This is a genomic window from Azospirillum sp. A29 (assembly GCF_042604625.1).
GTDB classification, from domain to species: domain Bacteria; phylum Pseudomonadota; class Alphaproteobacteria; order Azospirillales; family Azospirillaceae; genus Azospirillum; species Azospirillum palustre.
On record NZ_CP170466.1, the window covers coordinates 62,302 to 83,356 of the forward strand.

22 protein-coding genes are annotated in these 21,055 nt (G+C 66.9%); 12 read left to right on the forward strand and 10 right to left on the reverse strand.

Translation table 11 applies throughout. The features are described from left to right. Positions 1-123 precede the first annotated feature (123 nt). Both dksA and ABNQ38_RS15160 read left to right on the forward strand, forming a co-directional pair. The gene (gene dksA, locus ABNQ38_RS15155; RefSeq protein WP_012974451.1) at positions 124-543 is read left to right on the forward strand and encodes an RNA polymerase-binding protein DksA; all 420 of its coding nucleotides are present in this window, start codon (positions 124-126) and stop codon (positions 541-543) included. A 254-nt stretch (positions 544-797) separates the two neighbouring features. After that, positions 798-1,016 (forward strand): DUF6494 family protein, encoded by a 219-nt coding sequence (locus ABNQ38_RS15160; RefSeq protein ID WP_377809135.1) that lies wholly within the window; start codon positions 798-800, stop codon positions 1,014-1,016. Here the strand turns inward: ABNQ38_RS15160 and ABNQ38_RS15165 are convergent. Next, positions 979-2,076 carry an ATP-grasp domain-containing protein gene (locus tag ABNQ38_RS15165; protein ID WP_377809136.1) on the reverse strand — a complete coding sequence of 366 codons (1,098 nt, stop codon included), beginning with the start codon at positions 2,074-2,076 and terminating at the stop codon, positions 979-981. The genes ABNQ38_RS15160 and ABNQ38_RS15165 overlap by 38 nt on opposite strands. A gap of 287 nt (positions 2,077-2,363) precedes the next feature. Here ABNQ38_RS15165 and ABNQ38_RS15170 point away from each other — a divergent pair, with 287 nt between their 5' ends. From ABNQ38_RS15170 to ABNQ38_RS15180, 3 genes are all read left to right on the forward strand, one after another. Next, on the forward strand, positions 2,364-2,504 hold the full coding sequence (locus ABNQ38_RS15170; protein ID WP_377809137.1) for a DUF1289 domain-containing protein: 141 nt from the start codon (positions 2,364-2,366) through the stop codon (positions 2,502-2,504). An 85-nt stretch (positions 2,505-2,589) separates the two neighbouring features. After that, positions 2,590-2,754 (forward strand): hypothetical protein, encoded by a 165-nt coding sequence (locus tag ABNQ38_RS15175; RefSeq protein WP_377809138.1) that lies wholly within the window; start codon positions 2,590-2,592, stop codon positions 2,752-2,754. 164 nt (positions 2,755-2,918) lie between these two features. Then, complete coding sequence (locus ABNQ38_RS15180; protein WP_174472750.1) at positions 2,919-3,110, forward strand: hypothetical protein; 192 nt, start codon at positions 2,919-2,921, stop codon at positions 3,108-3,110. A 197-nt stretch (positions 3,111-3,307) separates the two neighbouring features. Here the strand turns inward: ABNQ38_RS15180 and flgH are convergent, their stop codons facing one another. The 4 genes from flgH to flgF are packed head-to-tail and all read right to left on the reverse strand — an operon-like array spanning position 3,308 to position 6,471. Further along, the gene (flgH, locus tag ABNQ38_RS15185) at positions 3,308-4,072 is read right to left on the reverse strand and encodes a flagellar basal body L-ring protein FlgH (protein WP_377809139.1); all 765 of its coding nucleotides are present in this window, start codon (positions 4,070-4,072) and stop codon (positions 3,308-3,310) included. A 13-nt stretch (positions 4,073-4,085) separates the two neighbouring features. Next, the gene (gene flgA, locus ABNQ38_RS15190; RefSeq protein ID WP_377809140.1) at positions 4,086-4,877 is read right to left on the reverse strand and encodes a flagellar basal body P-ring formation chaperone FlgA; all 792 of its coding nucleotides are present in this window, start codon (positions 4,875-4,877) and stop codon (positions 4,086-4,088) included. A gap of 54 nt (positions 4,878-4,931) precedes the next feature. Beyond that, positions 4,932-5,717 (reverse strand): flagellar basal-body rod protein FlgG, encoded by a 786-nt coding sequence (gene flgG, locus ABNQ38_RS15195; RefSeq protein ID WP_377809141.1) that lies wholly within the window; start codon positions 5,715-5,717, stop codon positions 4,932-4,934. Positions 5,718-5,748: 31 nt separating this feature from the next. Continuing rightward, positions 5,749-6,471: a flagellar basal-body rod protein FlgF gene (gene flgF, locus ABNQ38_RS15200; protein WP_098739578.1), complete on the reverse strand. Its 723-nt coding sequence runs from the start codon at positions 6,469-6,471 to the stop codon at positions 5,749-5,751. A 539-nt stretch (positions 6,472-7,010) separates the two neighbouring features. On the opposite strand from flgF, the gene ABNQ38_RS15205 reads away from it, so the two are divergent. Genes ABNQ38_RS15205 through ABNQ38_RS15220 form a run of 4 tightly spaced genes read left to right on the forward strand, consistent with a single transcriptional unit; the run spans position 7,011 to position 10,297 of the window. Beyond that, positions 7,011-7,565 carry a flagellar basal body-associated FliL family protein gene (locus ABNQ38_RS15205; RefSeq protein WP_109047803.1) on the forward strand — a complete coding sequence of 185 codons (555 nt, stop codon included), beginning with the start codon at positions 7,011-7,013 and terminating at the stop codon, positions 7,563-7,565. A 28-nt stretch (positions 7,566-7,593) separates the two neighbouring features. After that, positions 7,594-8,667, forward strand: a complete 1,074-nt coding sequence (gene fliM / locus ABNQ38_RS15210) for a flagellar motor switch protein FliM (protein WP_085089732.1) — start codon at positions 7,594-7,596, stop codon at positions 8,665-8,667. Beyond that, positions 8,664-9,317 (forward strand): DUF6468 domain-containing protein, encoded by a 654-nt coding sequence (locus ABNQ38_RS15215; protein WP_377809142.1) that lies wholly within the window; start codon positions 8,664-8,666, stop codon positions 9,315-9,317. Before fliM ends, ABNQ38_RS15215 begins: the two co-directional genes overlap by 4 nt. Beyond that, on the forward strand, positions 9,314-10,297 hold the full coding sequence (locus tag ABNQ38_RS15220) for a magnesium transporter MgtE N-terminal domain-containing protein (protein ID WP_377809143.1): 984 nt from the start codon (positions 9,314-9,316) through the stop codon (positions 10,295-10,297). Before ABNQ38_RS15215 ends, ABNQ38_RS15220 begins: the two co-directional genes overlap by 4 nt. 57 nt (positions 10,298-10,354) lie before the next feature. On the opposite strand, the gene parC is transcribed toward ABNQ38_RS15220, so the two are convergent. Both parC and recO read right to left on the reverse strand, forming a co-directional pair. After that, positions 10,355-12,580 carry a DNA topoisomerase IV subunit A gene (gene parC, locus ABNQ38_RS15225; RefSeq protein WP_377809144.1) on the reverse strand — a complete coding sequence of 742 codons (2,226 nt, stop codon included), beginning with the start codon at positions 12,578-12,580 and terminating at the stop codon, positions 10,355-10,357. 20 nt (positions 12,581-12,600) lie between these two features. After that, the gene (gene recO, locus ABNQ38_RS15230) at positions 12,601-13,323 is read right to left on the reverse strand and encodes a DNA repair protein RecO (RefSeq protein ID WP_377809145.1); all 723 of its coding nucleotides are present in this window, start codon (positions 13,321-13,323) and stop codon (positions 12,601-12,603) included. A 193-nt stretch (positions 13,324-13,516) separates the two neighbouring features. On the opposite strand from recO, the gene ABNQ38_RS15235 reads away from it, so the two are divergent. After that, on the forward strand, positions 13,517-16,057 hold the full coding sequence (locus ABNQ38_RS15235) for an EAL domain-containing protein (RefSeq protein ID WP_377809146.1): 2,541 nt from the start codon (positions 13,517-13,519) through the stop codon (positions 16,055-16,057). A gap of 36 nt (positions 16,058-16,093) precedes the next feature. Beyond that, positions 16,094-16,477: a hypothetical protein gene (locus ABNQ38_RS15240; RefSeq protein WP_109096859.1), complete on the forward strand. Its 384-nt coding sequence runs from the start codon at positions 16,094-16,096 to the stop codon at positions 16,475-16,477. Positions 16,478-16,523: 46 nt separating this feature from the next. Here the strand turns inward: ABNQ38_RS15240 and ABNQ38_RS15245 are convergent, their stop codons facing one another. The 3 genes from ABNQ38_RS15245 to ABNQ38_RS15255 are packed head-to-tail and all read right to left on the reverse strand — an operon-like array spanning position 16,524 to position 19,316. Next, entirely contained in the window at positions 16,524-17,321 is a 798-nt protein-coding gene (locus ABNQ38_RS15245) for an SGNH/GDSL hydrolase family protein (protein ID WP_377809147.1), read from the reverse strand. Then, positions 17,318-18,136 carry a hypothetical protein gene (locus ABNQ38_RS15250; RefSeq protein ID WP_377809148.1) on the reverse strand — a complete coding sequence of 273 codons (819 nt, stop codon included), beginning with the start codon at positions 18,134-18,136 and terminating at the stop codon, positions 17,318-17,320. Before ABNQ38_RS15250 ends, ABNQ38_RS15245 begins: the two co-directional genes overlap by 4 nt. A gap of 7 nt (positions 18,137-18,143) precedes the next feature. Next, positions 18,144-19,316, reverse strand: a complete 1,173-nt coding sequence (locus ABNQ38_RS15255; protein ID WP_377809149.1) for an OpgC family protein — start codon at positions 19,314-19,316, stop codon at positions 18,144-18,146. A gap of 609 nt (positions 19,317-19,925) precedes the next feature. Here ABNQ38_RS15255 and ABNQ38_RS15260 point away from each other — a divergent pair. Continuing rightward, a complete protein-coding gene (locus ABNQ38_RS15260; protein ID WP_377809150.1) occupies positions 19,926-21,023 on the forward strand; it encodes a TRAP transporter substrate-binding protein in 1,098 nt (365 codons plus the stop codon). The last annotated feature ends 32 nt before the right edge of the window (positions 21,024-21,055 follow it).

A 21,055-nucleotide genomic window follows, 5' to 3' on the forward strand; every position in this document is an offset into this window, starting at 1 on the left:
ATCTTTTTTATTCCAAGGGCTTGTTTGGTCGTTGCGGGGGCGAACCAATGGGTTGCGGTCGTGCCGTGGCGTGCCTATACTCCGCGCCGCCCGGATCACCCCTTTTTCGCTGGATGCTTTCGGATGACGTCGCCGCTTCTGCCCCAGAACTATTCCCCGTCGGAAGACGAGGAGTTCATGAACCCTATCATGCGGGAGTATTTCCGCCAGAAGCTGCTGCGCTGGCGCGCGGAACTGCTGGCGGAATCCACCGGCACGTTGAACAGCCTCCAGGAAGGCGGTATCCAGGAACCGGATATCGCCGACCGCGCCTCGGCCGAGACCGACCGTGCGCTGGAGCTGCGGACGCGTGATCGTGAACGCAAACTGATCTCCAAGATCGACGCCGCGCTGGAGCGTCTGGTCGACGGCAGCTACGGCTATTGCGAGGAGACGGGCGATCCCATCTCCGTTCGCCGGCTCGATGCCCGACCAATCGCGACGCTGAGCCTCGAAGCCCAGGAGCGTCACGAACGGATGGAACGGACCCAGCGCGACGACTGACGCCGCGCCTTCCGGTCCCGCAGGTCCGCACAGTGCCGCTCACCAGGGGCAGGGCGGTGCGCCGCGTCGGCACTGCACGGGACAGATGGCACCGAACGGATGGAAAGCGCCGGTCCCGACCAGTGCTTTCGTCGTTTCAAGGCTGTTGCCGCTGCCGTGCATCCGTTGGCTTCAGGGCCGGCGATGGAACCAAGCCGTCCTCACGGGGTTCGGAACGTCATCCGAAATGACGGTTCCAAGCCGGGAGGGCAGCCATGGACAACGAGACCCTGAACCTCGACCTGCGTAAATTTCTGAAGCAGGTTGGCGTCACTTCGCAGCGGGAGATCGAGCTTGCGGTTGGCCGCGCACTGGCCGAAGGACGGCTGGACGGAGTGAAGTCCCTATCGGCCCGCATGGTGCTGACGGTCGACGGTATCGCGCTGACGCACGAAGTTACGGGTGAGCTGTCGCTTGAACAGCCGCCGGAGTGACGGCCCGGGTGCCATGGAGCTGTGGGGTAACGGTCAGGATCGCGGCGGTCAGCCGGTGTTCGGTCCATGGCACATCGTGGTGGGCCGAAGTCAGGTAGGGGCTGTTGGGGTCGCGGGCCCATTCGCTCGGGAACAGCGCGACCTGCCTGCCTGAGGTTCGGCCGAGGACCGCGTGATAGGGAACGCCGGCCAGGGCGCAGGCCATCGCCCGGCACAGGTCGCTGCCAGCCAAGTTGCCGAGATGGGTTGTCTGGGTCGGCCGGGCATTGAACTCCAGGAAAACCGGCGGGCTGCCATCGTCCGGCAGAATGGCGTCGATGCCGCCGAACCCGGAATAGCCCGTCACTTCCACCATCCGGTGGGCCATGTCGATCAGCCCGGGATGGGGGGTCAGTTCGATCACGGATGCCGGGCCGAAGGGGGCCGGCTCATGACGCAGGACCGTGTAGGCGAAGCCTTCCAGGATTTTCCCGCCCAGCGCGCAGAACGATACCGACGCTGCGCGCCCGCGCACGAATTCCTGCGCGACCGCCTGCCGGTCCGGGTATTCCTCGGATCGGCTTGCCGCCATGGCCAGTGCATGCCCGGCGGAGGATGCGAAATGTACCCCGCGGCCGGCCGAACTGCCGTCGTATTTCAGCAGAAGCGGTTCGCCAAGCGCGGCCAGATCGGTCACAGCGGTACGGTGCGGATCGACGGCGACCTGACGCGGCGTCCGGATGCCCGCCGCCGCGGCCATTTCCACACAGTGAGACCGCTTCTCTTCCCAGGGATCGTCGCTGCACCAAGCCTGGACGAACCGCAGATTTCGGGCGTCGGCGCTGTCCGCCTTTACCCGTTCCTGCAACCGTCCCGCCATGCCGAGCACGCGGACGGCGGCCTCCTCGCAGCCGATGACGATGTCGGCCCGGAACCGTGCCGCAGCCCGCGCGGCGATCACAGTCAGGTCATCGGCGGCCAATTCGGGAGAGAAACAATGCCGGCCGTCGATCTGGTCGCAGAACTCGAGCAGGGAGTTCTTCGGACAGATGACGAACACACGAAATCCCGCCGCCTTCAATGCGGCAGGCATCCTTGCGGTACCGTAACGATACATCGCGCAGGACACCAGCAATGCCGTGGGCATGCACACCTTCGCGTGGGAGAAAACGGGTTGATGGTTTAAGGCCTAATCGTTTTATCGGCAATCGACACCGCCGCCGATACCGTACATTGTCTCGGCAGGCATGCGAGGGAGGGGAAACCCCTGGTTGGGAGCCTCTGCCTTCGAACCGGACCGCTTGAGACAGAGCGGCCTTTCCGTTAGGGATGGCCCCCTGAGCGCCAATTCCGAAGGAAGCCAGTTCCATGAGCGACGATCCCGACTGCCTGGGCATGTGCGCCATCGACGGCGATGTCTGTACCGGTTGCGGCCGCACGCTGGACCAGATCAACGCCGCCCTGGAGCGCGCCGATGCCGATGGCGAGCCCGAGTCTCCGGCTGGGTGAGGCGACCGGACCTTTCTCGCGACGATCTTCCGCCTCTGCTGTTTTCCTCGTCATCGCCAGACGAAACCCATCAAGGAGCAGCATCATGGCTGATCAGCCGAACCAGCAACCGCCCGACGCCGTCCGCGACGACCGACCGCAGAAGCCCGCCGATCCCGGCAATGAGGTGGGCGGCAAGATCAGCAGCGAGACCGTGAAAGCGCAGGAGGAAGCCGCCAAGGACCGCGCCCGCGAAGGCGGCTATCAGTAAGCGGACGACCGGCCATGCAACGGCCCGGTTCCCGATGAGGGGCCGGGCCGTTTCGTTTCATGGCGTCGCGCCGGAAACGTGATGCACGCAACAGCGGGCGGTGTGAGTGGAGCTTATGGTCATCCTCGACCGGCCGATCATGGCCGGGATGAGGGAGACGAACCATGACGAGCGACCTCACCCTGTCCCAGAGCGTCACCAACGCGGCGGACCTGATCGACTGCGTGGCCCAGCGCGAGGCTTACCGCCGTGCGACCGAACTCATCGGTCCGGCTTTGGGGCGGATTGGCGGCAACATGGCCGTCGGCATGATGGATGGATTCACCGCGGCATCGCGGCAGTCGCTGGAAGGCTGAAGCGGCGGAGCGCGTCGGTTTCGCCGAGAAAGGGCCAGTCGGCAACATCGGCCCGGCACAACCCTCCGGCCGGCAGCAATTTCCCATCCGCCAGCGAAGAGTTCCAGAGATCGCGGCGGTTCCCAACGCACCCCAGAGCCACGGAGGGATGTCTCCCGCCATGGCCGCCGGTTCCGCCGCAGTTACCCCGACGATCCTCAGAACGGCATGATGATGTCGTACAGCTGCTGGCCGTAGCGCGGCTGCTGGACGTCGGTGATCTGGCCGCGGCCGCCGTAGGAGATGCGGGCTTCGGCGATCTTCTCGTAGCTGATGGTGTTCTGCGCGGTGATGTCCTCCGGACGGATCACGCCATGGATTTGCAGATCGCGCAGCTCGTAGTTCACGCGGACTTCCTGATGACCCTGGATGACCAGATTGCCGTTGGGCAGGGTCTGGGTCACCAGCGCCGCCACCTTCAGTTCGATCTTCTCGTTGCGGTCGACCGAACCCTTGCCGTCGTTCGAGGTGTCGCTCGACAGGTCCACCAAGCTGGCGGCCGACGCGCCGGCCGGCAGGACGCGGCTCAGCGTGGCGCCTTCCAGGCCGAACAGGTTCGGCATGCCGGCCTTTTCGGTGTTGGCACGCGACCGCTTGCTCTCGTTCGACAGCTTGGCCTGATCGGCGATGGAGATGTTGATGGTCAGGATGTCGCCGACCTTGGCCGCGCGCTGGTCCTTGAAAAACGCCTTGGCACCGGTCCGCCACAGCGAGTTCGGGTTGCGCTCCGTCGGCAGCGGGGTCGGCATCGGCAGGCTGACCGGCTGGTAGCCGGTCTTGGCCTGCGGGTCCTGGATGCCGCTCATCTCGGGGGCCTTGCCGATGTCGGCGATGCGCGAGGCGGCGCCGCAGGCGGTCAGCGAGGTGGCAGCAGTGGCGATCATCGCGAAGCGGATCAGGCGGGCGGTCATGGTGGCGGACATTGGAGCTTTCTCCTTACTGCGCGATGATGCCGGGCTTTGCCACGGCGACGACGTTGGGCCCCGCGACCGTCGCTTCGACGATGCGGTTGGATTGGGTGTTCACGACGCGGATGACCTCGCCCTTGCCGCCGTCCTGCAGGGCCTTGCCCTGGGTCGTCAGCGTCATCGACTGGGTGGTCAGCGTGATGGTGACCATCGAGCCCTTGTCGACCATGCGCGGCGATTGCAGGTCGCGCAGGCGGACGGGCTGGTTGGTCGACACGCCGCGCTTCGGCGTCATGCCGATCAGCTGCGCGTCGGTGGCGGCGGTGTCGCTGGTAGTCTGGTCGGCGCGCACGTCCTGCCAGTCGATGTCGCCCGGGCCGATGACGTCGCCGGGAATGATCCGGCGCGACAGCACCGGGATCTGCACCACGCCGAAGGCGCGGCCGGACACCGGCAGGCGGACCTGGCTGCCGGTCACCACGATCTCCGCGGCGAAGCGGCCCTGGACCGGGCTGTAATAGAGGTTCTCGACCGCCAGCCCGCCGGCGCCCTGGGGAGCGCGCAACTCCACCGCGCGGCTGTCCAGCTCCATCTGCAGCCGTCCGGCGGTGATGACCCGCGACAGCGCATCCGATAGAACCGCCTCCACATGCGGCATCCCATACACCACGTCGGGTGCCAGACCCGAGCCGGCCGGGGCCGTAGCCATGGCCGAGGCCGCGGCGGCCTGCCCGATGCCGAACCCCATGACCGGAACGGTCAGCAGGGCGGTACCGAGGAGCAGGGCGGGCAGGCGGCGGTTGGCGAAGTGGCGGATCATGGCGGGGGTTCCCGATGTGAAGGCTGAAGCGAGGCGCCGGCGATGTCGGCGGCGTTACCTCATCTGGCTGGCCTGCTGCATCATCTCATCTGTGGTCTTGATGACCTTGGAGTTCATCTCGTAAGCGCGCTGCGCGGTGATCAGGGTGGTGATCTCCTGCACGACGTTGACGTTGGAGGTCTCCAGCGCGCCCTGGGTGACGCGGCCGAAGCCGGGTGCGCCGGGGTTGCCGGTCACCGCCTGGCCGGACGCGCCGGACTCCATGAACAGGTTGTCGCCGGTGGCTTCCAGGCCGGCGGCGTTGGCGAAGGTGGCGAGCTGGATCTGCCCGACATTCTGGGTGGCGGTCTGGCCGTCCAGCTTGATCAGCACCTCGCCCGACGAGTTGATGGAGATGTCCACCGCGTTGGTCGGGACGGTGATGTTCGGCTGGATCGGATAGCCGTCGGCGGTGACGATCATGCCTTCCGGCGACAGCTTGAAGTTGCCGGCGCGGGTGTAGGCGGTGTCGCCGCTGGGCAGCGTCACCTGGAAGTAGCCCGATCCGTTGATCGCCACGTCCAGCTTGTTGTCGGTGATGTTCAGGTTGCCCTGTTCCAGCACGCGGGCCACGGCGGCGACGCGCACGCCGGCACCCACCTGCACGCCGGTCGGCACCACGGTGCCGGCATCCGACGAGGTCGAGCCGATGCGGCGGAAGTTCTGGTACAGCAAATCCTGGAACTCGGCCCGCTGCTTCTTGTAGCCGGTGGTGGTCGAGTTGGCGATGTTGTTCGAGATCGTCTCGACGTTGAGCTGCTGGGCGATCATGCCGGTGGCGCCGATGGCGAGGCTGCGCATTCTGGTCTTCTCCTCTCGTCGTCGGTCTGGATCAGGCGGTGCGGCCCAGACGCTGAAGCATCGTGCGGATGCGCTCGTGTTCGTTGTCCATCATCTTCTGAGCGGACATGTACTGACGCTGGATGTCGATCATCTGCGTCATCTCGACCACGGGCTTCACGTTGGAACCCTCTAGCAAGCCCTGTGCCACTTTCGTTTCGACCGGGGCGGGCTGCGGCTGCTCGTCGGTGACGTACAGGCCGTTGCCGACCTCGGTCATCAGCTGCTCGGTCTTGAAGGTGACGATGTTCAGCTTGGCGACCGGGCCCAGCTCGGTGGCGACGGTGCCGTCGCCGCTCACCTTCACGTCGCTGGTGCCGGCCGGAATGGTGATGGGCTGGCCGTTGTTGGACAGCACCGGCAGGCCCCCGGCATCCACCAGCTGGCGCTGGTCGTTCAGGCGGAAATTGCCGGCGCGGGTGTAGCGCGGGCCGCTGGCGGTATCGACGGTGAAGTAGCCCTGGCCAGTCAGCGCCAGATCCAGCGGGTTGCCGGTCTGCGTCATCGGGCCGTTGGACAGGTCGCGCACCACCGCGCGGTCCTGGACGAAGCTGACCTTCTCATGCAGGCCGGGCTTTTCCAGATATTCGGTGAACAGCATCCGCTGGTTCTTGTAGCCGGTCGTGTTCATGTTCGCGATGTTGTTCGACGTCACGTCAAGCTGGCGTTGCAGCGCCATCTGGCGCGACAGGGCGACGTAGATCGAATTTTCCATCTTGCGGCCTCTTCACCTTGCGAAGGGATCGAACGACAGCGTCCGACCGGCGAAAGAGGTAGTGCAGGCGGCGTGCCAACTTCACCGAAGCCTTGGAATCCGCTGAATACGGGCAAGGGGCGGGCGGTCCCGCCGGGTGGGGCAGGGGATGCCGGGCAGAATCTGCCGGGGGGAGGGCGTTCCTTGCCGGGTGTCACCGGGCAAGACTCTCCCGTTCCCGCCGCACGAGGGGGGCGGCAGGACGATGGTCGGCGGGCCACAATCCCAAGGGCAGTCCCAATGGGGACGGCGGGCCGCCGGGGGCGGAATCCGGGCGCGCCTGCGCTCCAATCGGACTGCGGACGCAATGCGGGCGCGGATCGCCGGGCAGTCCCAATCAAGAACCGTGCCGAAATGGTGACAGGGGGTGGAAACCTGCCCGTCCGGGGCGGTCCATTCCCCACTCGAAAGGAGTTATTAACTATCCCAAAAGTAGCTTTGACCCTTGTCAGGCGGTGGATGCCTGAGCCGTTGCGTACCTCGAACGATCCCAGGATGTCATGGCTGCCGAAACCGATGCCGGTGAACTGACCGACGGCCTGCCCCGGAAGAAATTCAGCGGCAAGAAGCTGGTCCTGTTCGTCGTTCTTCCCCTGGTTCTGCTGATCGGCGCCGGTGCGGGTGTCTATTTCTCCGGCCTGCTCGATGGGCTGCTGGGGAAGGAGAAACCGGCGGAGGAGGGGGAGCACGCCGCGGCGGCGGAAGGCGAACATGGGGCCGAGGCCGGCAAGGGTGACGCCGCCCATGCCGCCCCGATCTTCTACGACCTGCCGGACATGCTGGTGAATCTGAACACCGGCAACAAGCGTCCGGCCTTCCTGAAGATCAAGATCTCCATCCAGCTGTCGAAGCCGGAGGATGTCGGGGCGGTGGAGCATGTGCTGCCGCGCATCATCGACAATTTCCAGGTCTACCTGCGCGAGCTGCGCCTGGAGGACCTGCGCGGGTCGGCCGGCATGTACCGGCTGCGCCAGGAACTGCTTCTGCGCATCACCGCCGCCGCGTTCCCGGTGAAGGTGAAAGACGTGCTGTTCAAGGAAATGCTGGTCCAGTGAGGGCCCGGTCAGGTGGGGATGGGGGCCGATGAGCGACACCGGTGAACTGAGCGAAGAAGAACGGCTTGCCGCCGAATGGGCCGCACTGGCTGAGGACAGCGGCGATGTCGGCGACATGGGCGGCGGCGGGTCGACCCGCGTCCTGAATCAGGACGAGATCGACAGCCTGCTGGGCTTCGACCAGGGTGGCGCCGGCGACGGCGACAACTCCGGCATCATGGCGCTGGTCAACTCGGCGCTGGTCAACTACGAACGCCTGCCCATGCTGGAGGTGGTCTTCGACCGCCTCGTCCGCATGATGTCCACCTCGCTCCGCAACTTCACCTCCGACAACGTCGAGGTCAGCCTCGACCAGATTTCGTCGGTGCGTTTCGGCGATTACCTGAATTCCATCCCGCTGCCGGCGATGCTGTCGGTGTTCAAGGCGGAGGAGTGGGACAATTACGGCCTGATGGTCGTCGACTCCGCGCTGATCTACTCCATCGTCGACGTGCTGCTGGGCGGCCGGCGCGGTACGGCGGCGATGCGCATCGAAGGCCGTCCCTACACCACCATCGAACGCAACCTCGTGGAACGCATGGTCCATGTGGTGCTGTCCGACCTGTCGGCCGCCTTCGACCCGCTGTCGCCCGTCACCTTCCGCTTTGACCGGCTGGAGACCAACCCGCGCTTCGCCACCATCGCGCGTCCCGCCAACGCGGCGGTGCTGGTCAAGCTGCGCATCGACATGGAGGATCGCGGCGGCCGGCTGGAGCTGATGATCCCCTACGCGACGCTGGAGCCGGTGCGTGAGTTGCTGCTCCAGATGTTCATGGGCGAGAAGTTCGGCCGTGACTCGATCTGGGAAACCCACCTGGCCTCGGAACTGATGGTGACGGACGTCGATCTGTCGGCCGTGCTGGACGAGGTGACGATGACCCTGCACGACGTGCTGAACTGGCGCGTCGGCACCCGCATCCTGCTGAACGCCACCCCCGACGGCGCGATAGAACTGCGCTGCGGCGACGTGTCGATGTTCCAGGGGCGGATGGGGCGCAAGGGCGGGCACATCGCCGTCCGCCTGGAAAAGGAACTGCCCAAGCAGGAGGTCATGAGGTTATGAGTCCGCTGGTCTCCATCATCATCGACGTCGTGATGGTCGGCCTGCTGGCGGCCACCATCGCCTACGCGATCATCCTGAACAAGCAGATCATCAAGCTGCGCGAGAGCCGCGGCGAGATGGCCGAACTGATCCAGGGGCTGAACGAGGCGATGGGGCGGGCCGACAGCGGCGTGCGCACGCTGAAGAAGGCGGCCAGCGACACCGGCGAGGATCTTCAGCGCACGGTGAACAAAGCGCAGACCCTGCGTGACGAGCTGGAATTCATGATCGAGGCGGCTGATGCCCTGGCCAACCGGCTGGGCGGTGTCGGCGAACGTGACGGCGGACGTGATGCCGGCCGCCGCGACAGCGGGCGTGATGGCGGCCGTTCCGTGGCGGTTGCCCCCACGCTGGCTGCGCGCAGCCCGGCGAAGGCGCCGCTGGTGGCGCCGCGCGCGGCCCTGCGCAGCCTGCCGGTCGAGGACGATCACGACCATGACGACCACGCTCCGCCGCCGGCCCGGCTGGAGGCGCCGCCGCGCCGTGCCGCCGCCCGCGCCGAACCGCCGGCCGAGGCGCGCGACCCCATCACCCGTGATGGCGAAAGCCTGTCGCGGGCCGAACGCGAACTGCTTCAGGCAATCGAGAATGCCGGCAAGGGGCTTGGATGACCATGCGCACCAGTGACGGCGGGCCCGCTGCGGCGGGCGGCGAACCCAAGGTCGTGATCCGCCCGGCTGGCGCCGCCCCGACCGGCGTCCGCACCTCTCCCACTCTGGCCGCCCAGCAGGCCCAGCAGGCGCAACTGCCGGCCGTCCGCCCTGCGGCGGGAAAGGTGCTGGCGAAGAAGGGCAAGGCGAAGGCCAAGGCGCGCAAGCCGGCGACGCCGCGGGTGCCCTTGACCCAGCGGCTGCGGGCACGGATGCGCGGCGCCCGTTTCCGCCTGCTGCCGCTGACCATTTTCGTTGCGGTGCTGATGCTGGGCGTGCGGGTCGGCGATCTGTGGCGCCTCGCCACCCACGACGCCCGCCTGCCCGACTTCCCGGTCAGCCTTGCCCAGGGGCCGCAGGGTTCCACCCCGGCGACGCCGCCCATCCAGATGGCGGCTGGGCAGACGCCCGCCGCGACCACCAAGCCGGCCGGCAAGGACGCTCCTCCGGCTCCCGGCGGCTCCAGCGGTCCGGCCAACGCTCCGGTCGCCAACGCGCCTCTGGCCCCGCTCGGTCCCATCGACAACCAGGAACTGCTCCAGCATTTCGCCGAACGCCGCGCCGAGATCGAGCGCCGCACCAAGGAGATGGAGCAGCGCGAGGCCCTGCTGGCCGCCGCCGAGAAGCGGATCGACCAGAAGGTGGCGGAGATGGAGAAGACCCGCTCCGACATCCAGAAGCTGATGGCCCAGGGCGACGAGAAGCAGTCGGCCCAGCTGGAAAGCCTGGTGAAGATCTACGAGACGATGAAGCCGAAGGAAGCGGCCCGCATCTTCGAGGAACTCGACATGCCGGTGCTGCTGGGCGTCATCCAGAAGATGAAGGAACAGAAGACCGCGCCGATCCTCGCCGCCATGGACCCGGTGAAGGCCAAGGAGGTCACCTCGGCCCTGGTCGAACGCCGCGTGCCGCTGACGGCGACGGTCACGACGCCGAAGTAAAAGCAACAGGCCCCCTCTCCCAGGACGGGAGAGGGGGCTTGTTGCCGAATAAAATTCTCACATAAACCGGTTGTTCTTCGGGAAGCCGTTCGGCGGCATCTTGCCCTGGCCGGCGCGGTCGCCCATCCAGCCGGTCAGGTCGGTGACGGTGAAGTTCCGCTCGCCGTTCTTCCAGCTCAGCCCCTGGGCCAGCGTGAAGGTTTTCACGTCGGCGACGCTGGCGTCCTTGTATTTCTGAAGCTGGACACCCTTGCCGCGGGTCATCACCGGTACCTGCTCCAGCGGGAAGACCAGCATCTTGCGGTTGTTGCCGATGATGGCGAGCGTATCGCCGCTCACCGGCTGGCAGATGCGGGCCGACTTGCCGTCTTCCAAATTCAGGACCTGCTTGCCGGCGCGGGTCTGGGCCAACACCTCCGCCTCCTCGACGCGGAAGCCGCGGCCGTCCTCCGCCACCACCAGCAGGGTGCGGCCGGGCTGGTGGCGGAACAGGTCGACGATGTCGACGTCGTTGCCGAGGTCGATCATCAGACGGACCGGCTCACCGAAGCCACGGCCACGCGGCAACTTGTCGACGCCGATGGTGAAGAACTTGCCGTTGCTGGCGAAGACCAGAAGCTTGTCGGTCGTCTCGCACCGCTCGATGAAGCCGCGCTCGTCGCCGTCCTTGTACTTGACATCCTCCGCTTCGGCGTCGGTCAGGTGGCCGCGCACCGTGCGGATCCAGCCCTTGGCCGAGCAGATCACGGTCACCGGCTCGCGCTCGACCAGCGCGTCCAGCGGCACCTCGATCACCGTCGGCGCGTCAGCCACATCGGTGCGCCGCTTGCCGAGCGCGCCGCTGCCGAACTTCTTCTTGATCTCGGCCACACCCTCGGCGATCCGCTTCCAGCGCAGGGTCTCGTCGCCCAGCAGCTCCAGCAGGCCGTTCTTCTCGGTGGTCAGCGCCTCGTGCTCGCGCCGGATCTCCATCTCCTCCAGCTTGCGCAGGTTGCGCAGCCGCATGTTGAGGATGGCGTCGGCCTGCACGTCGGTCAGGGTGAAGGCGCGGATCAGTTCCTGTTTCGGCTCGTCCTCCTCGCGGATGATGCGGATGACCTCGTCGAGGTTCAGGTAGGCGGCGAGATAGCCGCCGAGAACCTCGAGGCGATGATCGATCTGCTTCAGCCGGTGGGTGGAGCGGCGGACCAGCACCTCATGCCGGTGGTCGAGGAAGGCCTGGAGCACCTCGCGCAGGTTCATCACCCGCGGCACATGGTCGGCGCCCAGCACGTTCATGTTCATCGAGAAGCGGATTTCCAGGTCGGTCGCCTGGAACAGCGAGGCCATCAGCACCTCGGGATCCACGTTGCGGTTCTTCGGCACCAGGACGAGACGGACGTCCTCCGCCGATTCGTCGCGCACGTCGTCCAGCAGGATCAGCTTCTTGGCCAGCAGCAGCTCGGCGATCTTCTCGACCAGCCGGGCCTTCTGCACCTGATAGGGCATTTCGGTGACGACGATCTGCCACGTGCCCTGACCCAGCTTCTCCACCTCCCAGCGGGCGCGCAGGCGGAAGGCGCCGCGGCCGGTGCGGTAGGCCTCGATCACATTCTGCCGCGACTCGACCAGCAGACCGCCGGTGGGGAAATCCGGGCCGGGCATGAAGCCGACCAGCGTCTCGATGCTGGCGTCGCGGTGCTTGATCAGGTGGCGAAGCGCGTCGCAGATCTCGCCGACATTGTGCGGCGGGATGTTCGTGGCCATGCCGACCGCGATGCCGCTCGACCCGTTGGCCAGCAGGTTGGGGAAGTTGGCGGGTAGGACCGCCGGCTCGTCGCCGTCGCCGTCATAGGTCGGGCGGAAATCGACCGCGTCCTCGTCGATGCCCTCCAGCAGGGCCTTGGCGACCTCGGTCAGGCGGGCTTCGGTGTACCGCATCGCCGCGGCGTTATCGCCGTCGATGTTGCCGAAATTGCCCTGGCCGTCGACCAGCGGGTAGCGGACGGAGAAGTCCTGCGCCAGCCGCACCAGCGCGTCGTAGACGGAAGTGTCGCCGTGCGGATGGAACTTGCCGATCACGTCGCCGACGACGCGGGCCGACTTCTTGGGCGGCGTCGTCGGTTCCAGCCGGAGCTGGCTCATGGCGAACAGCAGGCGTCGGTGCACCGGCTTCAGCCCGTCGCGCACGTCGGGCAGCGAGCGGGACATGATGGTGGACAGCGCGTAGCTGAGATACCGCTCGCCGAGCGCGTCGGCCAGCGGCTTTTCCAGGATTTCGGAGGCGGGGTTTTGCGGCTTCATGATGAGGGGGTCTAGCAGTTTCAGGCGGAACGCGCTACCGCGTTCGCGTAACGTTCTCTCAAGCGTTCACGTGCGGGCGGCAGCGGCCCGTTCAGCACGTGGCGTTCCAGGAAATGCGCGGTCAGCCGCAGCCCGTCCGACACCGCGGCAGGTCCGCCGCCGCCGCGCCCGGCCAGGAAATCGGGCAGGGGAAGCAGCCGGTCGCGGTAGGGTTCACCCACCGACGCGGTCACCGCGCGGCCGGTGCGCGGACTGACATAGGCGAGGTAGTCGTTGGCCCCCGACACCGCGCAGCGGTCGAGGTCGAGGCCGAATCCAAGCTCGGCCAGCAGACCGATCTCCCACCGCACATAGGTCTCCGCCCAGGCCGGCCCGTCCAGCAGGCCGAACAGGGCGAGCAGCCCGTCGAACAGGGCGGGGTGCGCCTCCCGCTCCGGCAGCGCCGCCTCCACCAGCGCGCAGGCGCTGATGAGCGCGGCCAGCGCCTGGGCGTCGTCGAAGAAGTTGGCGGCATAGCCCTTCACCGACTCCAGCGTGAAATGGCCGAGATGCTCGGGCAGCCGGCCGCGCCAGCGGGCATGGACCAGGGTTCCCGGCTCCAGCGTGCCGCGCTGGCGCACCGAGCGTCCGCCCATCACCATCCCGGCATGGCGGCCGTGTTCGCGCGTCAGCACAGTCGCGACGGCGGACCCTTCCCCCTGGGGACGGGAGGACAGAACGATTCCCTGATCGGACCAATCCATCGGTGCCGGCTTCGGAAGAGGTGGCGAGCTATCCTAATATAGGAAAAAATTTCGCAGAAGGAACCCTCGGCAACCGCGATAACGGCGTGCTTGGAGCATTTATGGTTTCTTCACCAAAATGCCCATACCATCGGACCCTCAACGGTGGGAGGCCCCACCAATCGCTGACCGCCGACAGGTCCGACGAGGGGTCTTGAACACCAACATCGACCGATATCTGCTGGCGGAAAAGGCCGGAACCGAAGGCGTCTGGGATTGGGACCTGCGCAGCGACACGCTGTACCTCTCCCCGCGCTTCAAGGATTTCCTTGGGCTGCCGCCGGGCGATTCCAGCCGCGAATCCAACCGGCCGAACGACTGGCTTTCGCTGGTCCATCCGGAGGACGTCGACTGGCTGCATGCCTCGTTCGAGGCGCAGATGGTCGGGCTGTCCGTCCCCTTTCAGATCGAACACCGTGTCCGCCGCGCCGATGCGTCCGCTGCGGCGAAGCCGCACTGGCGCTGGCTGGTCTGCCGCGGCATGGCGGTGATGGACGATTCGGGCGAGCCGATCCGGCTGGTCGGGTCGGTCGCCGACATCACCGACCGCAAACATGCCGAACAGGAGCTGCGCCGCAGCGAGGAACGCTATGCGCTCGCCGCCGCGGCCAGCAACGACGGGCTCTACGACTGGGATCTGGTCACCGACCGCGTCTATTACTCGCCGCGCTGGGCCTCGCTTCTCGGGCTGTCGCCGGCGGACCTGACCGACGAGCCGCAGGAGTGGCTGGGCCGCATCCTTGCTGCCGACCGCGCCATCCTGACCGATGCGATGGCCTCCCTCGGCCGGGCTGAGCCCGAATCGGAAACCGGGGCGGAGGCGGCCTTCCAGGTCGAATACCGCATGCGCAACTCCGCCGGGGCGATCCGCTGGATGGCCTGCCGCGGCATCGCCGTTCTGGACGCCGCCGGCAAGCCGATCCGCCTCGTCGGCAGCCAGGCCGACGTGACCGACCGCAAGACCGCCGAGCAGCGCCTGCGCCAGAGCGAGGAGCGCTATGCCCTCGCCGCCGCCGGGGCCGCCGATGGGCTGTGGGACTGGCACATCGATAGCGGCGAGGTCTACTACTCGCCGCGCTGGAAGGCGATGCTCGGCTTCGAGGAGGCGGAGATCGCCGGCTCCGTCGACGAATGGTTCAACCGGGTCCTTCCGGGCGATCTCGACGGGCTGCGCACCGCGATCGGCCTGCACCTGGTCGGCGAGCGTCCGCACCTGCAGCAGGAGTTCCGCATCCGCGGCAAGGGCGGACAGGAGATGTGGATGCTTGTGCGCGGGCTGGCCGTCCGCAACGACAAGGGCTTTGCGGTCCGCATGGCCGGCTCTATGACCGACATCACGGCGCGCAAGAAGGCCGAACAGCAGATCCTGTTCAACGCCGTCCACGACAGCATGACCGGCCTGCCGAACCGCACGCTTCTGCTGGACCGCATCGGGCAGGCGCTCGACCGCAACCGCCGTGCCGGCTCCCGTCCCTTCGCCACCATCATCATCGACCTCGACCGTTTCAAGGCGATCAACGACGCGCTCGGCACCAGCGCCGGCGACCGCATGCTGCGCATCGTCGCCGAACGCCTGGACGTCAGCCGCCGGGTCGGCGACACGCTGGCCCGCCTGTCCGCCGACGAGTTCGCCGTGCTGGTGGATGAGATGGACGATGCCGGCGACGCGCTGGAGGCGGCAGAGCGGATGGCCCGCGCCATCTCCCGCCCGGTGACGCTGGCCGAGGGGCACGACGTGGTCCTGACCGCCTCCATCGGCGTGGCCTTGAGCCAGACCGGCTACGAGCGGGCAGAGGACATGCTGCGCGACGCCAGCCTCGCCATGTACCGCGCCAAGAGCGGCGGGCGGGCGCGCATCGACGTGTTCGACGCCAATCTGCGCCGGCAGGCGATGGCCGCGATGCGCATGGAGGCCGACCTGCGCGCCGCGCTGGAGCAGGGGCAGCTCTGCCTGCATTACCAGCCCATCGTTCTGCTGGAGACCGGCGCCATCGCCGGCTTCGAAGCGCTGATGCGCTGGAACCACCCCGACCGCGGTCTGGTGTCTCCGCTGGAGTTCATCCCGCTGGCCGAAGAGACCGGGCTGATCGCGCCGATGGGCCGCTGGGCGCTGCGACAGGCAGTGCGGCAGTTGGCGGCGTGGCAGGCTCGTTTCCCCAGGCCCGTGCCGCTGTTCATGAGCGTCAACGTCTCCACCCGCCAGTTCCGTGACGACGACATCGTCGGCGCCGTGCGCGACCTGCTGGACGCGGTGCCGATCCCGCCGTCCAGCTTGAAGCTGGAACTGACCGAAAGCCTGCTGGTCCAAGATCCGGACGAATGCCGGATGCTGATGCAGAGCCTGCGCGACATGGACGTGCGCCTTTCTATCGACGATTTCGGCACCGGCTATTCGTCGCTGGCCTATCTGCACAAGCTGCCGGTGGATGTGCTTAAGATCGACCGCAGCTTCGTCCGCGCGGTGTCGACGGGGGAGGGCAACGCCGCCATCGTTCAGGTCATCGCCGGGCTTGCCACCATTTTGCGGCTGGATTGCGTGGCGGAAGGGGTGGAAACGGCGGACGAAGCGGTGTATCTGCGCGGTCTGTGCCAATACGCCCAAGGCTACCACTTTGCCCGTCCCGCCCTGCCGGAAGTGGTGGAGCGGCTTCTGGCCGCCGAGGACGAGCACATCGCCCTGCCAGCATCGGCGTAGAGCCGCTGCAAGCTGTCGTTATTTGGAGTTTCCGTGATGTCCGACCGCACCTGCGGTGAATGCACCCTGTGCTGCAAGCTGATGGGCGTGCCCGAGCTGAAGAAGCCCTCCGCCAAGTGGTGCGCCTCCTGCGACCAGGGCAAGGGCTGCTCGATCTACGAGGAGCGGCCGCAATCCTGCCGGAACTTCCAGTGCTTCTGGCTGATGGATGAGAATTTCCCCGACGAGTTCCGCCCCGACCGCATCCACGCGCTGGCCGCCTTCAACGACGTGAAGGACAGCTGCGTCCTGCATGTCGACCCCGCCAAGCCGCGCGCCATGGGCAGCCCCGAGGTGCAGGCGCTGACCGATGCGCTGCTGAAGGTCTACTCGAAGGTGTTTTTCCTCTGCGGCAAGGAAAGCGCGATGATGCAGCGCTGAGGGGCCAAGGGGGCGTTGCCGGGCGGAGGCCCGCCCCCCGCTTCTGTTACCGTTGAAGGCTGCTGTTGTGGACGTTCACCGCGTCCTCGATGCCGACCGCCAGCATGCGGGCGACGCAGTCGTATCCGGCGTCGTTCCCATGGACGCCGTCCGGCCCGATCAGGTCGGCCATGGTCATCCCACGGGTCTCCACCAGCGACCGCATCACGTCATAGCGGTGGAAGAGTCCGACGCGGTTGTCGGCAGCGATCCCGGCGATGCGGGTCAGCATCGGGGCGACGCCGGTCTTTTCCAGCATCTTCGGGGAATATTGCAGGTCCATCAGCACCACGTCGACCCCGGCGGCGCGCAGCCGCGCCACGCCTTGGCGGACCGCTCGCTCGCTCAAGGACTGGTCGCCGTCGCGCAGCACCGTGTTGGCGCCGACCTGCCAGATCACCAGATCGGGCTTGGCAGCCAGCGCGTCGGCCTCGATCCGCTTTTCGGTCTGGTCGTCGGTCTCGCCGTTGATCCCGCGGTTCAGGACCGCGATGTCGGCGTTGCGGAACCGTTCGCTCAGGTAATGGTCGAGCCGGGCCGGATAGGCCTTGTCCGGCGCACTCGCCCCCGCCCCGGCGGTGGAGGAGGAGCCGATGGCGACGATGCGGATCGGCACGCCCGTCGCGATGCGCTGCGACAGTTGCGTCAGCGGGATCGACAGGGCGGACTCGCTCCGCGGAAGCTGGCAGTTGGCGGATGCCGCGGACTCTGCTGCCTGGGCCGGAACGGAAACGGCCAGGTTGGCGATGGTCAGAGTGGCGATCAGCGACAGGATGCGGACGGCGGACGGCAGTACAGACCTCAATTGCTCGCTCCGGTGCGCCGGCCGATCGACAGAGGGTCGATCATCGTCGCGACGCTTTGTGCCAGCAATTGTCCGATGCATTGGTGAACGAATTCATAAGAACGCCGTTTCGCCTCGTCCGATTCGTCGGCGAAATCGACCCGGCCATCCTCCACCCAATGCCGCATGATGTCGTAGCGGGGGAAGTGAAAGACGTCGGAACTCTGGGACAGCCAGGACATGTAGGACACGTAGGGGGCGAAGTCGATCAGCTGCGCGGTGTGCATGCTGTACTGCATGTCCATGATGACGATGTCGGCGCCGCGGCGCTGGACCTCGGCGATGCCCGACTGCAGCGCCGTGCCGAAGCTCTCCAGATCCAGGCTGCGCATGGCGTCGACCGTGCCGGTCTGCCAGACGACCAGCGCCGGACGCTGGTCCTCAACCGCCTGGGTCAGCGGGGCGACCATCGCCGGGGCCGCTTCGCCGGCAAGGCTCAGGACGGCGGTGCTGACCTCGCGGCCGGGAAGGCGGCGCTTCAATTCGCTTTCAAGCCGGGCGGGATAGCCGACGATGCCGGGCTTGGGCGGAGATTTCGCGGAATGGACGACCAGCACCGACAGCGGCCGGCCGGCGGCCAACTGCGCCGACACCCGCGGCAGACCGCTGCCGGGGGCGAGGACGGACTCCGGGACGGCGCAGGGGGGATCGACGGCGGGGACAACGGGCTGGCCGGCCAGGAGACGATCCGGCGAAGCGAACAGCGCGGCCGCCAGCAGGATCGCCGTGACGGTCAGCAATCGCCGCCCCCGCCCTTGCCCCTGCCTTCTCGCCATGCACCCCTCATGTGCCCATCTTCGTGGTGGCTGCAACCCGGTGGCGCCGCGCCCGCTCCGCCGATTGGTACCAGTTCAGGAAGCGCGCCATCAGCACCATTGCGGCGATGCCCAGCACCGTAACAAGGAACTGGGCGGAAAGCGAGCCGCTGACATGGACCAGCACCGTCTGACCGGCGAAGGACAGCAGCACGCCCAGGCAGAACACATGTAGCGACTGCTTCCCGCAGGCGAGCACCGGTGCGGCCAGCGATCCGCGCAGCCAGGACGCCCCCGCCGGCACCAGCCACAGCACCAGATAGGCCAGCGCGAAGAAATGCAGCAGGCGCAGCGGGTCGAGGTCGGTCTTGCTGATCGGATAGAGGATCTCGGTCAGCCACACCGGGATCAGCGCGTGCAGCGGGGCGAATTTCCAGGACAGCGTCAGGAACAGGCTGGCCAGCAGGACGGCCCCGGCGGCCGCCGACACCGGCCGGCGGAAGCGAGTTAGCGCCGTCCGAAGATCCGGCTGGAATTGCAGCGACGCGCCCAGCACGAACAGGAACTGCCAGGTGAAGGGGTTAAAGTACCAGACGCCGCCGTCCGGATATGTCGGCAGGTTCCACCCCCACTGCCGCGCCGCCAGATAGAGCGCTGCCGATCCCGCCAGCACCCTCAGCGGCCGGCGGCGCAGGGCCGGCAGGAGAAGCGCCATCGCCAGCAGAAGCACGATGTAGAGCGGCAGCACATCCAGGTTCGCCGGCCGGAATTTCAGCAGGATGGCCTGGGTCAGGGCGGTGACCGGGTCCTGGAAATAGCCGGCGATGCCCATCTCCTCCGCGAACAGCGGACTGTCGAAGGCGCGGGCGGTGTAGGCGATCTGCGCGGTGTAGGCGAAGAACAGGATGATGTAGGTGGCGTACAGCGTCCAGCAGCGGTGCAGCACCTGTGCCGCCGCCATCGGCATTCCCTGCCGGTCCAGCGTCCGGCCATACACCAGGGCGGCGGTGTAACCGGAGATGAAGACGAAGATCTCGGTGGCGTCGCTCAGCCCGAAATTGCGTGGCGTGGCCCACGAGATCTGGTTGGCAGGAATATGGTTCACGAAGATGAACCACAGGGCCAGACCGCGGAAGAAGTCCAGCCGCAGGTCGCGTGCCGCCGTCTCGTTTCCGCTCTCCGCCGCAGTGCCTTCCCTCATGGCCGCGCCTTTCATGGCCGTTCCACCCGCAAGTGTCCGCTCCACCCTCATCAACAATTCAGCCGGGCCCGGTTCCCGGGGCGCGCCTTGCAAAAGATGGGGGTGCAGCCGCAGGAGTCGAGGCATTAAGCGCCGAATGGGCCGGGAATGGGGTTGGGCGGTTGTCGGGGCAATGGTTGAATGGAACCCGCGGCTTCGCGCCGCAGCCTTAAACCTCTGAAATACAGACCTCAATTCCCGTTCGCACTTGATCCGGACCGTTTGCTTCCTGCATAATCAGGACAGCAAAAGAAAGCTGGGGCGGATCGGCCGGAAGGCCGGCGGCAAACCCGGATGGACGGGAGGAAACGCACACCAACGATGGGAAGCCGTGGGACCGGACGGGGGCGCTTTGCGCCGGCGCCTGTCGGTTCCGCGGTTCCCCGCGGTGCGCTGTCCGGGTCGGTCGAGCGTGCATCCCACTCATTCCCCCTTTCCCCGCTCACCCGGTTTCGTCCGGTCCCGTGAGGGACCGGGCCTTGACGGGTGCGGCCCGGCCCCCTCCAGCGCGGGGTGTCCGCCGGTCCGGCGACAAGAACGCATAACGAGAATGGACAAGGGAGCTTCTGGATGAAACGTCGTGCATTTCTGACCTCCGCCGGTGTGGGCGTCGCCGCCAGCACGCTTGCCGCCCCCGCCATCGCCCAGTCCGCGCCCGAGATCAAGTGGCGCTGCGCCTCCAGCTTTCCCAAGAGCCTCGACACCATCTATGGTGGTGCGGAATTCGTGGCGAAGCGCGTGGCCGAGCTGACGGACGGCAAGTTCCAGATCCGCGTCTTCGCGGCTGGCGAAATCGTTCCGGCGCTCCAGGTTCTGGACGCGGTCAAGGACGGCACGATCGAGTGTGGCCACACCGTCTCCTACTATTACGTCGGCAAGGATCCGACCTTCGCCTTCGACGCGGCGATGCCGTTCGGCTTGAACGCCCGCCAGCAGAACGCCTGGATGACCCATGGCGGCGGCAAGGAACTGATGGCGGAGTTCTTCGCCGGCCACAACCTCGTCGCCATCGGCGCCGGCAACACCGGCACCCAGATGGGCGGCTGGTTCCGCAAGGAAATCAAGACCGTCGAAGACCTGAAGGGCCTGAAGTTCCGCATCGGCGGCTACGCGGGCACCATCATGGCCAAGCTGGGCGTCGTACCGCAGCAGATCGGCGGCGGCGACATCTATCCGGCGCTGGAGAAGGGCACCATCGACGGCGCCGAGTTCGTCGGCCCCTACGACGACGAGAAGCTCGGCTTCCAGAAGGTCGCCAAATACTACTATTATCCCGGCTGGTGGGAAGGCGGCCCGCAGGTCTCCATGCTGTTCGGCAAGGAGAAGTTCGAATCGCTGCCGCCGACCTACAAGGCGGCGCTTCAGGCGGCCTGCGCCGACGCCACGCTGGACATGCTGGGGAAGTACGACGTCCAGAACATGACCGCGCTGAAGCGTCTGGTCGCCGGCGGCACCCAGCTGCGTCCCTTCCCGAACGAGGTGATGCAGGCCTGCTATCAGGCCGCCATCGAGGTGTACGAGGACGAGGCGGCGAAGAACGAGAAGTTCCGCAAGGTCTACGACGCGTGGAAGAAGTTCCGCGAGGAGGAGTATCTGTGGTTCCGCGTCGCCGAATACAGCTTCGACCGCTTCGTCTATGCGGCCCCGCCGCTTGAGAAGAAGAAGTAAGCTTCTCCTGGAAGGGGGCGGGTTTCCGCCCC

Coding starts and splice junctions, on each gene's coding strand:
- recO (WP_377809145.1), bottom strand. CDS start 13,323: ATGGATTGGTCCGATCAGGGAATCGTTCTGTCCTCCCGTCCCCAGGGG.
- dksA (WP_012974451.1), top strand. CDS start 124: ATGACGTCGCCGCTTCTGCCCCAGAACTATTCCCCGTCGGAAGACGAG.
- flgH (WP_377809139.1), bottom strand. CDS start 4,072: ATGTCCGCCACCATGACCGCCCGCCTGATCCGCTTCGCGATGATCGCC.
- ABNQ38_RS15215 (WP_377809142.1), top strand. CDS start 8,664: ATGAGTCCGCTGGTCTCCATCATCATCGACGTCGTGATGGTCGGCCTG.
- fliM (WP_085089732.1), top strand. CDS start 7,594: ATGAGCGACACCGGTGAACTGAGCGAAGAAGAACGGCTTGCCGCCGAA.
- ABNQ38_RS15180 (WP_174472750.1), top strand. CDS start 2,919: ATGACGAGCGACCTCACCCTGTCCCAGAGCGTCACCAACGCGGCGGAC.
- ABNQ38_RS15220 (WP_377809143.1), top strand. CDS start 9,314: ATGACCATGCGCACCAGTGACGGCGGGCCCGCTGCGGCGGGCGGCGAA.
- ABNQ38_RS15160 (WP_377809135.1), top strand. CDS start 798: ATGGACAACGAGACCCTGAACCTCGACCTGCGTAAATTTCTGAAGCAG.
- flgF (WP_098739578.1), bottom strand. CDS start 6,471: ATGGAAAATTCGATCTACGTCGCCCTGTCGCGCCAGATGGCGCTGCAA.
- ABNQ38_RS15175 (WP_377809138.1), top strand. CDS start 2,590: ATGGCTGATCAGCCGAACCAGCAACCGCCCGACGCCGTCCGCGACGAC.
- ABNQ38_RS15205 (WP_109047803.1), top strand. CDS start 7,011: ATGGCTGCCGAAACCGATGCCGGTGAACTGACCGACGGCCTGCCCCGG.
- ABNQ38_RS15240 (WP_109096859.1), top strand. CDS start 16,094: ATGTCCGACCGCACCTGCGGTGAATGCACCCTGTGCTGCAAGCTGATG.
- flgG (WP_377809141.1), bottom strand. CDS start 5,717: ATGCGCAGCCTCGCCATCGGCGCCACCGGCATGATCGCCCAGCAGCTC.
- ABNQ38_RS15260 (WP_377809150.1), top strand. CDS start 19,926: ATGAAACGTCGTGCATTTCTGACCTCCGCCGGTGTGGGCGTCGCCGCC.
- ABNQ38_RS15255 (WP_377809149.1), bottom strand. CDS start 19,316: ATGAGGGAAGGCACTGCGGCGGAGAGCGGAAACGAGACGGCGGCACGC.
- parC (WP_377809144.1), bottom strand. CDS start 12,580: ATGAAGCCGCAAAACCCCGCCTCCGAAATCCTGGAAAAGCCGCTGGCC.
- ABNQ38_RS15170 (WP_377809137.1), top strand. CDS start 2,364: ATGAGCGACGATCCCGACTGCCTGGGCATGTGCGCCATCGACGGCGAT.
- flgA (WP_377809140.1), bottom strand. CDS start 4,877: ATGATCCGCCACTTCGCCAACCGCCGCCTGCCCGCCCTGCTCCTCGGT.
- ABNQ38_RS15250 (WP_377809148.1), bottom strand. CDS start 18,136: ATGGCGAGAAGGCAGGGGCAAGGGCGGGGGCGGCGATTGCTGACCGTC.